Consider the following 17,617-nt stretch of genomic DNA (forward strand, 5'->3'; position numbering starts at 1 on the left):
TTGAATTATTCGATTATGACTGGAGACTTTACGCAGTGAGAAAAGTGCTTGAAATATTAGAATTTCAAGCACTCGGGAGTTTTGAGAGTAAAACAGTTTGGGAAACTGTTTTAGCCTGAGCCTAGAAATTAAAGAGCGAAGGGGCTCAAAACCAAGTCATGGAACTTCTTTGAAGTTCGCTGACGTCCGTACTCACTTAAGGAAAGTCTCTAAGAAGACTATTTCAGTTCTTTTCTCATTTTTTCAACCCTTCTTCAAAACTCTTGGAAGGCGCCTCAACTTGTATGGTTTCAAGCGTTAATGGGTTGGTGAAGGTCAAGCGATGGGCATGGAGCATGAGTCGCTCTCCGCGTTCAGGGTTATAGAGAGGATCCCCGACAATCGGGTGCCCATGATGGGAGAGATGAACCCGGATCTGATGGGTACGGCCCGTCTTGAGCTGGCATTTGACTAGGCTGTTTCGCCCGATTTTTTTCAGTTGCGTCACCTGGGTTTCTGCGTACTGCCCCTTGCGTGGATCGACCAGGCGCTTGCGCCGATCATGGCGATCACGTCCGATTTTATTCTTGTAGATGATGGTCTTTTGCGCTAAACTTCCTTGCATCAAGGCCCAGTACTCGCGTTGGATTTTTTTATCTTCCAAAATTCGGTTGAGAATAGGCAGGATAAAAGGATTCTTGGCAAATAAAATCGCTCCGCTGGTTTCCTTATCTAACCGGTGCACGACGTAGCAGGTGGATCCAACATAGCTGGAAACATGGTTGAGAAGAGCAATTTCCATCGGTTCGTTGGCATGGGTTTTCATGCCTTCGGGCTTATTGACGATGATGACGTGCTCATTCTGATAGAGTTCTTCGACAAGACTGGGGTCTCCTTCTAGGAGCTCTTTTTCAGGGTAATCGTCTGCGTCAAAGATCAGCTGGATCTGGTCTCCTTTTTGAACGGGGCTCTGCCAGTTGATGATCTCTCCATTCACCAAGACGTGTTTTTTGACCCTTAAAAAATGCCGGATCTTACGGGGGATGAGGAAGTAGTCTTCAAGGAGCTCTTTCACAGTCATTTGGGGAAAAGATTCTGGAATGGTAAATTGATAGTTCATGACCCTATTGTAGCAAAATCTAAGCTTAAAGAAAACTAAATGAGAAATAGCGAGGAGCTATCTTTTCTTGCTAGGACAAGGATAAGGTGTTACAATAACAGGTATGAATAGAATAAAAGAATTATTTGAAAACCTGATCACTTTTTTTAGAAAGGATCATCCGCCTAAAGCAGTGGCAGAAGAAGTGCCCGACACGGAATTGCCGGAAGAGACAGTAGAGCCGACCTATAGCCGCTCAGGCAAGCATAGAAGCAAGCCTCTCTCTCAGCACCCCTTCCGTCGTTTTTGGCGCCGATTCCATTTGACCAAGATTCTCCTGATCATTGGACTAGGCTTTAGTCTCTTGACAGGGGGCTATCTCTTCTATCTCGCAAAGACGACCAACGTCAAGGATTTGCAGAATGCGCTGAAGGCCACCACCATTATCTATGATAAGAATGGGGACCAGGCTGGAAGTTTGACCGGACAAAAAGGAACCTACGTCGAACTCGATGCCATTAGTGAGAATCTGCAAAATGCCGTGGTCGCAACAGAGGACCGGAGCTTTTACAAGAATAGTGGGATCAACTATGGTCGATTCTTCTTAGCCATTTTGACTTTGGGTCGCTCAGGTGGTGGATCGACCATCACCCAGCAGCTAGCTAAAAATGCTTATCTGTCCCAGGATCAGACGGTGGAGCGCAAGGCCAAGGAATTCTTCCTGGCACTTGAAATCAATAAGAAATACAGTAAAAAAGAGATCCTCACCATGTACCTCAACAATGCCTATTTTGGAAATGGGGTTTGGGGAATTGAGGATGCTTCCAAGAAGTATTTTGGGGTTTCAGCCAGTCAATTAAGCCTAGATCAGTCAGCGGTTCTCGCAGGCATGCTCAAGGGACCGGAGATCTATAATCCGCTCTATTCAGTAGAGAATGCGACCAACCGCCGCAATACGGTCCTTCAAAATATGGTAGCCGCCGGCTATATTGACCAGGCAACAGCCGATCAATCTGCTGCTGTTGATATCCATGGCCAGCTAGTCGATGCCTATGAAGGCAAGTCAGAGGACTACCGCTACCCATCCTATTTTGATGCGGTCATCAATGAAGCGGTCAACGAATACGGTCTCACCGAAGAAGATATTGTCAAAAATGGCTACCGGATCTACACCGAGCTGGATCAAAATTACCAAGCAAGCATGCAGGTAATCTATGACAATACGGCCCTCTTCCCAGTAGCGGAAGACGGCACGCGCGCGGAATCTGGTAGTGTGGCGCTTGATCCTAAGACCGGAGGGGTTCGGGCCCTCGTAGGGCGTGTCGGAAGCGATCAAAATCCAGGTTTCCGTAGCTATAACTATGCGACCCAGGCTGCCCGTAGTCCAGGATCAACCATCAAACCTTTAGTCGTCTATAGCCCAGCTGTTGCTGAAGGTTGGTCGACTAATAAGGAGTTGGACAATAGTACCACCCAATATGGAAGCTATGAGGTCAATAACTATGCGGGAATCCAGTCTAGCCCAACGGTACCGATGTACCAGGCCTTGGCAGAGTCCCTTAACCTTCCAGCCGTAGCGACCGCTAATGATTTGGGTCTCGATACGGTATTTGAATACGGGAAAAAATTCGGCCTCAACATGGACAAGGTGGACAAGTCGCTTGCCGTTGCCTTGGGAGCTGGTGTGACAACCAATCCGATGCAGATGGCACAAGCTTATGGAACCTTTGCCAATGGAGGGGTCATGAATGATGCCCACCTCATTACCAAGATCGAAAATGCTAGTGGCCAAGTGGTCAAGAGCCACAGCCAGAAATCAACCCGAGTGCTTAGTGGTTCAACGACAGATAAGATGACCAATATGATGCTTGGTACCTTTAGTAATGGTACAGGGGTTAACGCTGCGCCTTATGGCTATACCATGGCAGGGAAAACCGGTACGACAGAGACCAGCTTTAACAAGGACCTCTCTGGAGACCAATGGGTGATCGGCTACACGCCAGATGTGGTCATCAGTCAGTGGCTTGGTTTCCCAACGACCGATGAAAATCACTACCTGACGGACAGTAGTGCTGGAACGGCATCCGAGATCTTCCGCAATGTTGCCAACAGTGTTCTGCCTTATACAGACGGTACCCAGTTTGACTCGGTGAAGAACTCTTATGCTGAAAACGGCATTGCTCCAGTCGGAGAAGAAACGACAGAAACAGACAGCAAAGAAGACAAAGGTTTCTTTGAGGATGTCAAAGAAAAGGCGTCGAATATGGTCGATGATGCGAAAAAAGCAATCGACGAAGCCGATATCCCAGGAAAAGCGAAAAACGCTTGGGATACCTTCAAAGGCTGGCTTGGTTTCTAATCAAAAAGAGAGTGGGACAGAAATCGGTAATTCGTTAGAATTCGATTTCGTCGTCCCACCTCCGCACAGTTGAGTAGGGCTGTAAAAGCTGATGAAATCAGCGTAGTAGAGCCCACTCAACCACTGCGTCTTGCTCGATAATCCAAAAATAATTGAGAGGCTAGGACTTTTGTCCCAGCCTCTATTTGTTTAAAGTTCACTATCTGATAAGCTAAAGGTATCGCCGTGTTGCAAATCTCCGTACTGGTAGCCCCGTTTGAACCAGCGCATGCGCTGTTCCGAAGTTCCGTGGGTAAAGCTATCTGGCACCGAGTAGCCGTAGGCTTGCTCCTGGAGAGTGTCGTCGCCGACGGCATGGGCTGCATTCATAGCTTCTTCGATATCGCCGATATCCAGAAGGTTTCGGTCTTGAATGGAGCGGGCCCAGACACCGGCTAGATAATCGGCTTGTAGCTCAATGCGGACACTGATGGCATTTCGTTCCTTTTCAGAAAGACCTTGTTGCATCCGATGGTATTTGCCAAGGATTCCCAGCTCGTTTTGTACGTGGTGGCCGACTTCGTGAGCGATCACGTAGGCCATGGCGAAGTCCCCGCTAGCCTTGTATTTGGTTGTTAATTCCTTGTAGAAGCTCATATCCAAATAAATCTTTTTGTCGGTTGGACAGTAGAAGGGACCAGCCGATGCTTGCCCAACTCCACAGCCTGTCTTTGTCCGTCCGGTATAGAAGACTAGTTTGGGCTCCTGGTAGGTCCGTCCTTCAGCTTGAAAGACCTTGTGCCAATGATCTTCTGTTGTTCCAAGGACCTTGCTGACGAACTCAGCATCTGCATCATCGACATGGGTCTTGTTGGTGCGCGTGACTTGGGTGGACTGGTAAGGTTGAGAAGAAGTCCCATTTCCAAAGAGACCCCCAAGGCTAGCTCCCCCACCTCCTAGAAGAACCAGAAGAAGGATGAGGACGATCTTACTCTTGAAGCTTCCGGGCGATAGTAAGATCTGTAAAATGCCCCCGCCAAGGTTACTGTTTCCTGAAGATTGGGAGTAGCTTTGCCCTCGACGGTCTTCGATATTTCTACTTTCTTTTAGGTTATCACTTTTCATATTCGTCTCCTTTTGTTTTATTTTACCAAAAATGAGGAAAAAACTAGAGTGATAACGCTTTAGATTTGCTTTTTTATTGACAGTAGATTTTCTGTCCTTGTCAAAACGTGGAAAACTTGCTATAATGGGGTGAACGGAGGCGTTATGGCATTAAAAAAAGCAAGTCTAGCGTGTACGGTTTGTGGGTCACGCAATTACTCCATTAAGTTGAGTGGGACGCCAAAACCAACACGTCTAGAAGTCAATAAATTCTGCAAACATTGCAGCAAGTATACCATCCATAAAGAAACACGATAGGAGAGAGTTGTGAAATTCATTAAAGATATTTTCGTCTTACTAAAAGATACAACTTGGCCAAATCGCAAGGAAAGATGGAAAAACTTTATCTCAGTGATTGAGTACACCGCTTTCTTTGTTGCATTGATTTATTTGTTTGACAAAGTCATTGCACGTGGCCTATTGCACATGATCAATTTCTTTTAAGAAAAGAAGCCAGGCGGGATCCCAAGGGTCCTGCTTTTTATGGTTTTTCTTAAAAATAAATCAGCAAACCTCTTTGCATTCCGGCAAAATGTGGTATAATGAAGCTAGGAAAAGGAAAGCCAAGAGGCTTTTTTTAGTATGTTCACAAAAGCTCGAGCAGGCTAGACAGAAAGAAAGGATGCCCAAATGGACAGTTTTGATAAAGGCTGGTTTGTACTACAAACCTACTCAGGATATGAAAACAAGGTAAAAGAGAATCTTTTGCAACGTGCGCAAACTTACAATATGTTAGAAAACATCTTGCGCGTAGAGATTCCAACTCAAACCGTACAAGTTGAGAAAAACGGTAAAACAAAAGAAATCGAAGAAAACCGCTTCCCAGGTTATGTCTTGGTCGAAATGGTCATGACAGATGAAGCTTGGTTTGTTGTCCGGAATACCCCGAACGTTACTGGTTTCGTTGGATCCCACGGAAACCGTTCAAAACCAACTCCATTGTTGGAAGAAGAAATCCGCAGTATCTTGCTCTCTATGGGTCAAACCGTTCAAGAGTTTGATTTGGATGTCAAGGTGGGCGATACGGTTCGTATCATCGACGGTGCCTTCACAGACTATACTGGTAAGATCACTGAAATTGATAACAACAAGGTGAAAATGGTCATTTCTATGTTCGGCAACGATACAATTGCAGAAGTGAATTTGAACCAAATTGCTGAATTGTAAAAAAAATAGAACCCTCCAAGAAAAACTTGGAGGGTTCTTTGTATGGATCGTTATTGATTTTTATCCAGGCCTGTGATCTTTTTTAACTGCTTGGTTTCTGCAGCAGACGTAACATTGAAGATCTTATTTCCTTGTGTAGAAAAGCTAGATTCATCTCCGTTGCTATCTTTATAGACATAGCTGGTCCCATTTTCAGAACGCATAATGGCATAGGGTTTTCCGAGACGTTCGAGGGCCGTTTTTGGTGTATCGGATTTGGAAATGCTGCTAGTAGACTGGTGGTTGGCATCGCCCCCTCTTAGTCGGAAGGTGATATCTGTTAACACATTATTGCGGAAGAAAGCCATGATATCGCCATTGTCTGTTGCCCAAACATTGACCCCATCGCCAGGATTCGTACTGTCTGTACTACTTACGGGTTGACCAAAGGCTGCAACTACGTCATCGTAACTGCTTCTTTCTTTTGGCCCACCAACCTCTTGTCCATCTTCGGTTCTCAATACAAAACCGGTGGTAGGGTGGAGGTTCTTGAGCTTTTCGATCTCAGGAATGGATGCAGCTCCTGGCACATATTGGAGAGATGCGCCATCATCTGGATCCAAGCTGAAGCGACCTGAAAAATCATCTGAGCTACTGCTGTCTGAAGAAGTGCTCGACGATTTACGAGATGATGTTTTGGTAGAAGATTGTTTGATCGGTTTTCTAGAGCTAGAAGCTGTTTTTGCTTGTTGCGCAGAATTGGCAGGTGAGCAAGCGGCTAGTGTCACTAGTGAAAGAAGGCCGATCGCAAAGAAACGAATGTTTTTCATAAATACCCTTTCTAATGTGCTTCGCCAATCAGGCGAGGTTTTATTATATCAATAATCAAGGAATGGAGCAAATGGCAACAAAAAAACCCCTATTGCTAGGGGAATTTTTAAAAGATAAAAGATGATAAAAAATTTTATTATCAAGGCGGTAGACGGATTTGAACCGACGATCAAGCTTTTGCAGAGCCGTGCCTTACCACTTGGCTATACCGCCATAACATATAATATTGTAACCTAAAAAACAAGATAGGTCAAGAAAAACTTTTTGCTTCAAATCATTGCAGATGGGGAATGCTGAAAAATTCTCTCAAATAGCTTGCGAATTCTAGGGATTTCTGCTATACTTATAGAGTTGTCTAAGACAGCAAATACTCATCTCGGATCCATTGTGGCACCGTTGCCCTTGTGGTCGTGCTGCAAGTTGACGTCTGAGAGAGGAGAAAAAAACAAAAAAGGAGAAACTACTCATGGCAGTAATTTCAATGAAACAACTTCTTGAGGCTGGTGTACACTTCGGTCACCAAACTCGTCGCTGGAACCCTAAGATGGCTAAGTACATCTTCACAGAACGTAACGGAATCCACGTGATCGACTTGCAACAAACTGTAAAATATGCAGACCAAGCATACGACTTCATGCGTGATGCAGCTGCAAACGATGCAGTGATCTTGTTCGTAGGTACTAAGAAACAAGCTGCTGATGCTGTTGCTGAAGAAGCTGTTCGTTCAGGTCAATATTTCATCAACCACCGTTGGTTGGGTGGAACTCTTACTAACTGGGGAACAATCCAAAAACGTATCGCTCGTTTGAAAGAAATCAAACGCATGGAAGAAGATGGAACTTTTGAAGTTCTTCCTAAGAAAGAAGTTGCATTGTTGAACAAACAACGCGCTCGTCTTGAAAAATTCTTGGGCGGTATCGAAGACATGCCTCGTATCCCAGATGTAATGTACGTTGTGGATCCACATAAAGAACAAATCGCTGTTAAAGAAGCTAAGAAATTGGGTATCCCAGTTGTAGCGATGGTCGACACAAACACTGACCCAGATGATATCGATGTTATCATCCCAGCGAACGATGACGCTATCCGCGCTGTTAAATTGATCACTGCGAAAATGGCTGACGCTGTTATCGAAGGACGTCAAGGTGAAGACAGTGTTGCTACAGTAGAAGCTGAATTGGCAGCTACTGAAGGTCAAGCTGATTCAATCGAAGAAATCGTTGAAGTTGTAGAAGGCGACAACGCTTAATTTCATTCAATAAGTAACGAACCTAAGAGGGCAGGGCTCAGCCCGACCCTCTTATTTTATTAAAAAATATAGGAGAACAAAAATGGCAGAAATTACAGCTAAGCTTGTAAAAGAATTGCGTGAAAAATCTGGTGCCGGTGTTATGGACGCTAAAAAGGCATTGGTTGAAGTTGAAGGTGATATCGAAAAAGCGATCGAATTGCTTCGCGAAAAAGGTATGGCTAAAGCAGCTAAGAAAGCTGACCGTGTTGCCGCTGAAGGTTTGACTGGTGTTTATGTCAATGGTAACGTTGCAGCAGTAGTTGAAGTAAACGCTGAAACTGACTTCGTTGCGAAAAACGCTCAATTCGTTGAATTGGTAAACGCAACAGCGAAAGTGATCGCTGAAGGTAAACCAGCTAACAACGAAGAAGCTCTTGCTTTGACAATGCCTTCAGGTGAAACTCTTGAAGCTGCATACGTATCTGCAACAGCTACAATCGGTGAAAAAATTTCATTCCGTCGTTTTGCCTTGCTTGAAAAAACAGATGCACAACACTTCGGTGCTTACCAACATAATGGTGGACGTATCGGTGTTATCTCTGTAATCGAAGGTGGAGACGAAGCACTTGCTAAACAAATCTCAATGCACATCGCTGCAATGAAACCAACTGTTCTTTCATACAAAGAATTGGATGAACAATTCGTGAAAGATGAATTGGCACAATTGAACCACGTCATCGACCAAGATAACGAAAGCCGTGCAATGGTTGGTAAACCAGCTCTTCCACACTTGAAATTCGGTTCAAAAGCACAATTGACTGACGAAGTGGTTGCTCAAGCTGAAGAAGATATCAAAGCTGAATTGGCAGCTGAAGGTAAACCAAAAAAAATCTGGGATAAAATCATCCCAGGTAAAATGGATCGCTTCTTCTTGGACAACACAAAAGTTGACCAAGCCTACACTCTTCTTGCACAAGTCTACATCATGGATGACAGCAAGACAGTTGAAGCTTACCTTGAATCAGTAAATGCTTCAGTTATCGAATTCGTTCGTTTTGAAGTTGGTGAAGGTATTGAAAAAGCTTCAAATGACTTTGAAGCAGAAGTTGCAGCTACAATGGCAGCAGCTCTTAACAACTAAGAATAAAAAAATAAGAGGTTTCGAAGGAAACCTCTTTTTTGTAAGATAAATTCATCTAAATAACTTTCCTTAGGTGAGTACGGACGTCAGCGAACTTCAAAGAAGTTCCATGACTTAGTTTTGGACCTAAGGTTCCAAAACTCCCGAGTGCTAGAAACATGATTGTTTCTAGCACTTTTCTCACAGCGGAAAGTTTTAGTAGATGACTGAGAAATTCTAAAAAATAAATTTTTTTGTTTTATAGAATTTATTAGATTTGTAAAAAAACAGTTTGTCTATACTCTTAGAGGAACGGAAACCTCTTTTTTGTAAGTAAAAACTGAAGCCGATGCTTCAGTCTTTTGCTTAATGTGCGAAGGTATCGATTCCTAAGAGGAGAGAAAGAGTTCCCATGATGAGGCCGGCTAGTATCACTCCGAGCATGACTGCGAGGCTACTGCGTTTGAAGTCCCAGTCAAGGATGGAGGCCGCAAGAGCTCCGGTCCAGGCACCAGTCCCTGGTAAAGGAATGCCGACGAATAGGAGTAGGGCCCAGAAGATTCCCTTGTCTCCTGCAGCTTTTTCTAATTTCTGTCCGCCTCTATGGCCCTTATTGAGACACCAGCTAAAAAAGCCTCCGATGATCGGTTTTTTTGCGCCCCAAGTAAGAATATGGCGGGCGAAAAAGAAGATCAGAGGGACAGGGAGAAGATTTCCGATCACTCCGATCAGGAGCGCTGTCCATAAGGGAATGCCATTTGCAATGGCAAAAGGGATGGCCCCTCGCAATTCAACAAGGGGCACCATGGAGATCAGGAAGGTAAAGATATATTTCATTGGTCAAGCCTTTCGATTAGTCTTCTTCATTCTATCGTATCTTTTCTCAATTGACAACTATGATATTTTTAAATCTTTTATCTTGACTTTCTGAATGAGGAAGCATATAATAAAGACATAGTTAATTAGAATCATTATAAAAAAGGAGAAATGATATGACAACTATGAAACATGAAGCAGCTACTGATGTAGCAACTTTTGCACCTTCTAATAAAGAAACTCTTCCAGAAACAAAAGCCCTCTTGAACCAAGTCGTAGCAGATCTCTACGTGGCTCACATTGCCCTTCACCAAGTACACTGGTATATGCGTGGACGTGGCTTTATGGTTTGGCATCCAAAAATGGACGAATACATGGACAGCTTGGATGCAACCTTAGATGAAGTGAGCGAACGCTTGATCACTCTTGGTGGTGCGCCATATTCTAGCATGACTGAATTTTTGGAACACAGCAATATTGAAGAACGCCGTGGAACATTTACAAAAAATGTAGAAGAAAGCTTGACACGTGTTCTTGAAATCTTCCATTACCTTGATGGCCTTTACCAAAAAGCTTTGGATGTTACCGACGCTGAAGGCGACGATGTAACCAACGATATCTTTGTTGGGGCTAAAGCAGAACTTGAAAAGAACATTTGGATGGTGGCTGCTGAACTTGGTCAAGAACCAGGATTATAAGATCATAAAAAAATAGAAGCCGTTGGCTTCTATTTTTTTGGTTTGTAGGAGATTTCCACTAATTAAAGGAATTCTTAATCTAACTATAGTTGGAGCGAAATCGAGGCCTATCACTCCTCCTTTTTTGGTATAGTTAATATGTGATTTTCTGTAAGCATTCGCAGGTATAAGAAAGCGCTTACAAATTTAATGGTTAATCCTAAGAGGAGGTTTTTATGGGAAAGTCTTTTTTTGAAAAGCGTCCTGTTTTTAGTATTCGTAAGCTCTCAGTTGGAGCTTGCTCTGTTGTGATTGGGATTTCTGCCTTGGGTCTTTCAAGGGTCCATGCGGAAGAAAAGCCAGCCCTCGAAAGTGAGCCGACTTCGATGGAGACACCAAGTGTTGTGACGGAAAACACAGCAACGGAAGTTCCTGAAGCTGTGGCAAGAGTTTCCACAGCTCCAGCTGTCATCACGCCTACCAGAGCTGAGGAAAAGCCGGCGCCTCAAGGCGAAGGCCAGCCCGTTTCTGCTTCATCTGAGCGTGCTACAGGAACAGAAGAAACGGCTGCTCCAGATCAAAATCGTGTAGCGGAGGATATTGTGCAAGATCGAGAACGTGATTTTAATAAAGATTGGTATTTTAAATTAAATGCGGCTCCTGGTGCAGAAGGGCGTCAAGTGGATGTCAAGGATTGGAAAAAATTAGATCTTCCTCATGACTGGTCTATTTTCTTTGATTTCGATCACAACTCTCCTGCTCAAAATGAGGGGGGACAATTAAACGGAGGGGATGCTTGGTATCGTAAGACCTTCCGTTTGGACGACAAAGATCTAGATAAGAAGGTTCGCTTGGAATTTGGCGGGGTTTATATGGATTCCAAAGTCTATGTAAACGGACAATTCGTCGGTCATTATCCAAATGGCTACAATGCCTTTTCTTATGATATTACTCCTTATTTGAATGCGGATGGAAGCGAGAATACCATCGCCGTTCATGTGGTCAATCAACAACCAAGTAGCCGTTGGTATTCTGGTAGTGGGATTTACCGGGATGTGAAGCTGAGTGTAACGGACAAGGTTCATTTAGCGCAGTATGGGACTACGATTACGACCCCTCAGTTGGAAAAACAGCAAAATGGGGCAGTAGATACAGTGGTGAAGAGCCACATTGTCAACCAAGATGATCAAGCTCATAGTATTTATGCGGAATATGAAATTGTCGATCAAAATGGCCAAGTGGTGAGCGAAAAAACACGCAGTGAAGCACAAGCTGTTCTAGCAGGTCAAGAGATCAACCTTTCTCAAACCTTGCATGTTGAAAAACCAACCCTCTGGGATGTGAAAACGGATCATCCTGCTCTCTATACCTTGTATACGCGGGTTTATCGGGATTCGCAATTGGTCGATGTGCAAAAGGAACGCTTTGGTTATCGCTATCTCAACTGGACGCCAGAAGGTGGCTTCTTCCTCAATGGGGTGGCGACGAAATTCCACGGGGTATCCCTTCACCATGACCACGGGGCTCTTGGAGCTGAGGAAAATTACAAGGCTGAATACCGTCGTCTCAAACAGATGAAAGACATGGGAGTCAATGCGATCCGGACGACTCACAACCCAGCGAGTGAACAAACCTTAAAAATTGCTGCTGAGTTGGGCTTGATGGTCCAAGAAGAAGCTTTTGATACCTGGTATGGTGGCAAGAAACAATACGATTACGGTCGTTTCTTTGAAAAAGATGCCACTCACCCAGAAGCTCGTAAGGGGGATACTTGGTCCGATTACGATCTACGGACCATGGTAGAACGGGGCAAGAACAATCCAGCCATTGTCATGTGGTCAATCGGTAACGAAGTCGGTGAAGCAGATGGTTCAGACAAATCTGTCGCAACTGTTCGTCGGTTAGTCAAGACCATCAAGGACGTGGATGCAACCCGCTATGTCACTATGGGAGCTGATAAATTCCGCTTTGGCGATGGCTCAGGAGGTCATGAAAAAGTAGCAGCAGAGCTCGATGCGGTTGGATTTAACTATTCAGAGGCCAACTATGAAAGCTTACGGGCGAAACATCCAAATTGGCTCATTTATGGTTCTGAAACCTCTTCTGCAACGCGGACACGGGGTTCATACTATCATCCTGAAAGAGAATGGGTCGGCAGCAACCAAGAAGACCGCCATTATGAACAATCAGACTACGGCAATGACCGGGTTGGTTGGGGTCGGACAGCGACCGCCTCTTGGACCTTTGACCGTGATCATGCCGGCTATGCAGGACAATTTATCTGGACCGGTACGGACTATATCGGCGAGCCAACACCATGGCACAACCAAAATGACACACCTGTAAAAAGTTCTTATTTCGGTATTGTCGATACTGCCGGCCTTCCAAAGAATGATTTTTATCTCTACCAAAGTCAATGGGTGTCAGCTGAGAAACATCCAATGGTCCATCTCTTGCCACATTGGAACTGGGACAATCCAGAATTAGCCAATCGTGTCATGGATGAAGAAGGACGGATTCCTGTTCGGACCTTCTCCAATGCTCACAGTGTGGAATTGATTGTCAATGGGGAATCACAAGGAGTCAAGACCTTTACCAAGAAGACCACAGCTGATGGCCGGACCTACCAAGAAGGGGCAAATCCGGATGAACTCTATCTAGAGTGGTTGGTTCCTTATGTACCAGGTAAAGTAGAAGCTATTGCGCGCAACGAAGCAGGCGAAGTGATCGCGAAAGATCAAGTCGAAACAGCCGGCAAGCCTGCAGGTGTCCGTTTGTTGAAAGAAGAACACGCGATTGCAGCGGACGGTAAGGATTTGACCTATATTACCTATGAAATCGTCGATGAAGAAGGTCGTGTTGTACCAACTGCCAATAATTTGGTGCATTTCCATTTGCATGGACAAGGCCAAATTGTCGGTGTCGATAATGGGGAACAAGCCAGCCGTGAACGCTACAAAGCGCAGGAAGATGGCTCATGGCAACGTCGGGCCTTTAACGGCAAAGGGGTTGTGATTGTCAAATCAACTGAGCAAGCAGGTGCCTTTACCCTGTATGCAGACTCAGATCGCTTGCAATCAGACCAAGTCAGCCTCTTTACAGGTAAGAAGGACCAAGCAGAACGCACTGTATTAGGTGTGGAACCTGTTCGACAAAGTGCTTATCTAGGAGAAAAACCAACCTTACCAAGTAAGGTCAATGTGGTCTATAGTGATGGCAAGGCCCAAGAAGAAGCCGTTGAATGGGATGCGGCAGACTATAGCCGTGCTGGCCAAGTCCGTGTGACAGGTCATGTTCAAGGACGCACGGTCGAAGCTCTGGTCGATGTGATCGGCGTGGAACAAGTCCTTCCAGTCATCAAACAAATCCCACAGGGAGCAGATCTAGCAACAGTGGATAAGGCTGTGCAATTAGTCTTCACTGATGGGACCACTGCCCACTATGAGGTCGATCAATGGACCTTGGAAGCTGGTCAAGAAGATCAATTGTCTACACCGGGAGCACGCTTGAAGGCGACAGGACTCCTAGGCAATGGGGAAACGGTCCAAGCGACACTAGTGGTTGCAGGAGGAGATGTAGCCAAGGCTAAGAAACCAACGGTTCAGATAGATGGGGTAGCCCTTCCAAAATTTGGTAGTGGCAACCATACTATTTTCCGTCCGCTGGCTTATGGTCAAGAACCAGGTCAAGTCACAGCAAGTGCAGAAAATGCTCAAGTGACGGTCCTACAAGCTAATCGCGAAAATGGTTTGAAGGCTCAAATCTTTGTGACTGCTAAGGATACAGGAGCTGTACAGACCTATGTGGTCCAATTCCAAGAAGAAAGTCCACAGATTGAGCGCCTAGAATTGCGTCTGCCAGAAGGACAGGAACTCAAGGAAGACCAAACGGTACCACTTGAAGTCATTGCCCATTACCAAGATGGTAGCCAGGCAAGTCTCAAAGCAGATCAAATCGATGTGAAAACAAGAGCTGGTAGCCAAGGAAAAGCAGTTGCAACCAATAAAGGTTTGGAATTGCGGGAAGCAGGCTTGGTTCATTTAGAAGCCAACTTCCAAGGACAAACGGGAGAAGTCAGCTTTACCATTACGCCAAATCCTGAAGAAAAGACGGTTGTCAAGGTACGTCCTGTACGAATCAGCACCGATCGAAACGTTTTGCCAGCTCTTCCAGAGACCGTCTTGGTTGAGTATGACAAGGGGTTCCCGAAAGAAAAACACGTGACCTGGGATACTGTGACCGCAGATCAAGTCAAGGATTACCATAGTTTTACAGTCACCGGTCATGTAGAGGGTGTGGAAAAAGAAGCCCAAGCTCAAGTGACGGTTGAAGGCATTATCGCTGTAGAAGAAGTCAGCACTACCACTCCAGTCGGAGAAAAACCAGCCCTTCCAGAAAGCGTGCGGACCTATCACTCTAATGGTAAGACCTATACTGCTAAGGTGGCCTGGGATGCGGTCGATCCGCAACTCTTGGCCAAAGAAGGAGAAGTTGTCCTAGCTGGTCGTGTAGAAGGAACGGATCTTCCAACCCGTCTTCATATTCGTGTTTCTAGCACCACAGTCAAGGGAGCCAATGTAGCAGAGCAATGGACAGGATCTGTCTTGCCACTCGCTTTTGCAAGTGACTCTAACGATGCAGATCCAGTTGCTAAGGTCAATGATAAGGTCATCTCCTTTACCGATGCTCCAGCTAACCGTTGGACCAACTGGGGCCGTGACAATGCGGAAGATTCTGTTGGTATCTTGTTTGGGGATTCTGGTATCTTGACCAAGCGAGCAGTGGACAACCTCCATGTTGGTTTCCATGAAGACCACGGCGTTGGGGCTCCAAGTGAATATGTGATTGAGTACTATACAGGGGAACAAATCCCAACTGTTCCAAGCAATCCAAATCGCGTCAAAGACGAAACAGACCATCCATTTAACAATCCAGCCAACTGGAAAGAAGTCAGCAACCTAACCGTTGAAGAACCGGTAGCAGCTGGCAAGATGAATCATTTCAGTTTTGATAAAGTCGACACCTATGCCGTTCGGATCCGCATGAAGACACCAGAAGGCAAACGTGGAAGCTCTATTTCAGAGATTCAGGTATTTGCCAATAAGGTGGCAGCAGAAGAAAAGAGCCAGGTGACCATTCGTGTCAACGGCGAGGTTTTACCAGGAGTTAATCCAAGTGTGACCGATTACTACATCAATGCGCGTGATCGGGCTTATCCACAAGTGGAAGCGACAGCTAGCCATCACGGTCTTGCAACGGTTGTGCCAAGCGTCCATGAAGGTGAGCCAATCCGTGTCATCCATAAAGCAGAAGATGGTACTATCTTACAAGAATACCGCCTCCATCTCACAAGTGATGCAGAAAAACTGAAACAAGCTGCCCCAGTAGCAGTAGAAGCAGGCAGACGTTTTGTGAAAGTCGGTCAAGATCTGGTTCTACCATCTACAGTAGGTGTCTACTTCAAAGGGGACACAGGTTACGAACGCAAGGAACTTACGGTGGACTGGCAGGCTATCCCAGCTGATGCACTTTCTCATGAAGGCAGCTTCACGTTAGAAGGAAAGGTCCTCGGTTATGATCTGACAGCTCAGCTGACCGTCCGGGTGTCCGAAAAGACAGGAGAAATCCTCTCTGTGAACCGTGACTACAATGCAGAGGATACCAGAGCATTTGCTAGTGAAACAAACGATCTCGATCCAAATCAAATCGACTATATCGATTACATCAATGATGGTGGCTACAATGAGTACTACCGTTGGACCAACTGGAAGAGAGAGCCGGATCAAACAGAAGTGTTTGCTGGTCTCATCTTCAAGAAAAATGGTCGAGTAACAGAGCGTTTGGTCAATAAAGTAGCGGTCGACTTCTTTGCAGATCAGGAAACAGGTCTGCCAACGAAAACGGTTCTTGAACGCTATATTGGTCCAGACTTTGATGTCCCAGATGATTACGGCAATTTGAAAAATCTTCCAGATCATCCATTTAACCAAGCCTCAAACTGGGAAGAAATCCCGTATAGCTTGGATTATGCCTTTGAGCCTGGTTATATCTCTAACCTCAGCTTCAACGAAACCAGAACCAAAGCCATCCGTTTAAGAATGGTCCGTGATGAAAATCTAAAAGGAATTGGAATCATTGAATTGAGCGCCTATGCCCCAACAGAAGAGGCCCAGGCAACAACTGATGTTACGATCCAAGTGAATGGCAAAGACCTAGAAGGTTTTAAACCAGATGTGACAGATTATCATCTAGAGTATGAGGGAGAACGTCCAATCGTTTCAGCACAAGGCAAGAATGGAACAGCCGTTACGGTCGTGGATACTAAAAGTGCCAATGCCCCTGTGCTTGTCAAGGTTGTCTCAGAAGATGGCAAGCTCGAAAAAGTATATCAACTTTCTCTCTCCGCAAAAGCACCTACAGGCTCAGCCATTCCTGAAGAAGGGGTTAAGAATCTGGTCCATACCAAGCCAGAGTTGGTGATTGAGCCAGAAGAGATGGACTTTGAACGCCTAGAACGTCCAAATGCGGATCTTCCAAAAGGTGAGAAACGTGTGATTCAAGAAGGTCAAAAAGGCCGCAAATTGCGCTTGGTGGAAGTTTCTCAAGAAAATGGTGTGGAAAGCCGGAAGGAACTAGATGCCTTTGTAGAGCTAGATCCAGTGGCAGAAATTACAGAGGTGGGCACAAAAGAAGTACTTCCAGACACTCCACAACCAGAGCCACAGCCACAACCGCAGCCAGAACCACAACCAGAGCCACAGCCAGAACCAGAGCCACAGCCAGGACCACAGCCGCAACCGCAGCCACAGCCACAGTCACAACCGCTTCCGAACCCAGAAGGTCCTCATGTCTCAGAAGGACCAGTAGCTACCGCAACTCCTCAAGCATCTCTTGAGGTCAAAGCGGTGCGCCAGGAAGGGACAGATGCAATAGAGAAGGAAGTCGAGAAAGACACTCAAACACCAGCAGTTTCAGCGGCTCCAGTTTCCGAAGGTACATTACCAAATACAGGAACGGAAGAAAGCGTCGCAAGCCTCGTTGCTGGAATCTTAGCGGCAGGCCTTGCCAGTGCTGTGCTGGACGATCAGAAAAAAAGAGCCAATAAGGCCAAGTAAAACAGCTAGAGAAACTAGTAAAAAATGGTGAAAAGTTCACAGGTAAAAAGAAGGAGGATGGGGAAGCCCCACCCTCTTTACCTGGTGACATAAAGGAATAG

At 45.4% G+C, this 17,617-nt stretch carries 12 protein-coding genes and 1 tRNA gene; 8 read left to right on the top strand and 5 right to left on the bottom strand.

The features are described 5' to 3' along the window. Positions 1-235: 235 nt before the first annotated feature. Positions 236-1,099 carry an RluA family pseudouridine synthase gene (locus M1G14_RS00265; RefSeq protein WP_247926103.1) on the bottom strand — a complete coding sequence of 288 codons (864 nt, stop codon included), beginning with the start codon at positions 1,097-1,099 and terminating at the stop codon, positions 236-238. A gap of 103 nt (positions 1,100-1,202) precedes the next feature. Here M1G14_RS00265 and pbp2a point away from each other — a divergent pair, with 103 nt between their 5' ends. Next, the gene (pbp2a, locus tag M1G14_RS00270) at positions 1,203-3,437 is read left to right on the top strand and encodes a penicillin-binding protein PBP2A (RefSeq protein ID WP_049523341.1); all 2,235 of its coding nucleotides are present in this window, start codon (positions 1,203-1,205) and stop codon (positions 3,435-3,437) included. Positions 3,438-3,626: 189 nt separating this feature from the next. On the opposite strand, the gene ypfJ is transcribed toward pbp2a, so the two are convergent. Beyond that, positions 3,627-4,541, bottom strand: a complete 915-nt coding sequence (gene ypfJ / locus M1G14_RS00275) for a KPN_02809 family neutral zinc metallopeptidase (protein ID WP_247926104.1) — start codon at positions 4,539-4,541, stop codon at positions 3,627-3,629. Positions 4,542-4,685: 144 nt separating this feature from the next. On the opposite strand from ypfJ, the gene rpmG reads away from it, so the two are divergent. From rpmG to nusG, 3 genes are all read left to right on the top strand, one after another. Further along, on the top strand, positions 4,686-4,838 hold the full coding sequence (gene rpmG / locus M1G14_RS00280) for a 50S ribosomal protein L33 (protein ID WP_003009043.1): 153 nt from the start codon (positions 4,686-4,688) through the stop codon (positions 4,836-4,838). 9 nt (positions 4,839-4,847) lie between these two features. Beyond that, positions 4,848-5,024, top strand: a complete 177-nt coding sequence (gene secE, locus M1G14_RS00285) for a preprotein translocase subunit SecE (protein ID WP_003002261.1) — start codon at positions 4,848-4,850, stop codon at positions 5,022-5,024. A 186-nt stretch (positions 5,025-5,210) separates the two neighbouring features. Next, entirely contained in the window at positions 5,211-5,747 is a 537-nt protein-coding gene (gene nusG, locus M1G14_RS00290; protein WP_195189301.1) for a transcription termination/antitermination protein NusG, read from the top strand. A 50-nt stretch (positions 5,748-5,797) separates the two neighbouring features. Here nusG and M1G14_RS00295 read toward each other — a convergent pair whose 3' ends face one another. After that, positions 5,798-6,556, bottom strand: coding sequence for a hypothetical protein (locus M1G14_RS00295; RefSeq protein WP_247926105.1), 759 nt, complete (start codon positions 6,554-6,556; stop codon positions 5,798-5,800). 143 nt (positions 6,557-6,699) lie between these two features. Further along, positions 6,700-6,770, bottom strand: a tRNA-Cys gene (locus tag M1G14_RS00300). A 253-nt stretch (positions 6,771-7,023) separates the two neighbouring features. Between M1G14_RS00300 and rpsB the strand changes: the two genes are divergently transcribed. Together rpsB and tsf are read left to right on the top strand one after the other, a co-directional pair. Next, positions 7,024-7,806 (top strand): 30S ribosomal protein S2, encoded by a 783-nt coding sequence (gene rpsB / locus M1G14_RS00305; RefSeq protein WP_003016971.1) that lies wholly within the window; start codon positions 7,024-7,026, stop codon positions 7,804-7,806. Between the two features lie 82 nt (positions 7,807-7,888). Then, entirely contained in the window at positions 7,889-8,929 is a 1,041-nt protein-coding gene (gene tsf / locus M1G14_RS00310) for a translation elongation factor Ts (RefSeq protein ID WP_049482932.1), read from the top strand. Positions 8,930-9,274: 345 nt separating this feature from the next. Here the strand turns inward: tsf and M1G14_RS00315 are convergent, their stop codons facing one another. Next, positions 9,275-9,745: a COG2426 family protein gene (locus M1G14_RS00315; protein WP_003002130.1), complete on the bottom strand. Its 471-nt coding sequence runs from the start codon at positions 9,743-9,745 to the stop codon at positions 9,275-9,277. Between the two features lie 155 nt (positions 9,746-9,900). On the opposite strand from M1G14_RS00315, the gene M1G14_RS00320 reads away from it, so the two are divergent. Next, positions 9,901-10,422 (top strand): Dps family protein, encoded by a 522-nt coding sequence (locus M1G14_RS00320; RefSeq protein ID WP_003001978.1) that lies wholly within the window; start codon positions 9,901-9,903, stop codon positions 10,420-10,422. Between the two features lie 215 nt (positions 10,423-10,637). Then, the gene (locus M1G14_RS00325; RefSeq protein ID WP_247926106.1) at positions 10,638-17,516 is read left to right on the top strand and encodes an Ig-like domain-containing protein; all 6,879 of its coding nucleotides are present in this window, start codon (positions 10,638-10,640) and stop codon (positions 17,514-17,516) included. The last annotated feature ends 101 nt before the right edge of the window (positions 17,517-17,617 follow it).

The sequence above is a fragment of the Streptococcus parasanguinis genome, assembly GCF_023109675.1.
Lineage (GTDB): Bacteria > Bacillota > Bacilli > Lactobacillales > Streptococcaceae > Streptococcus > Streptococcus parasanguinis_I.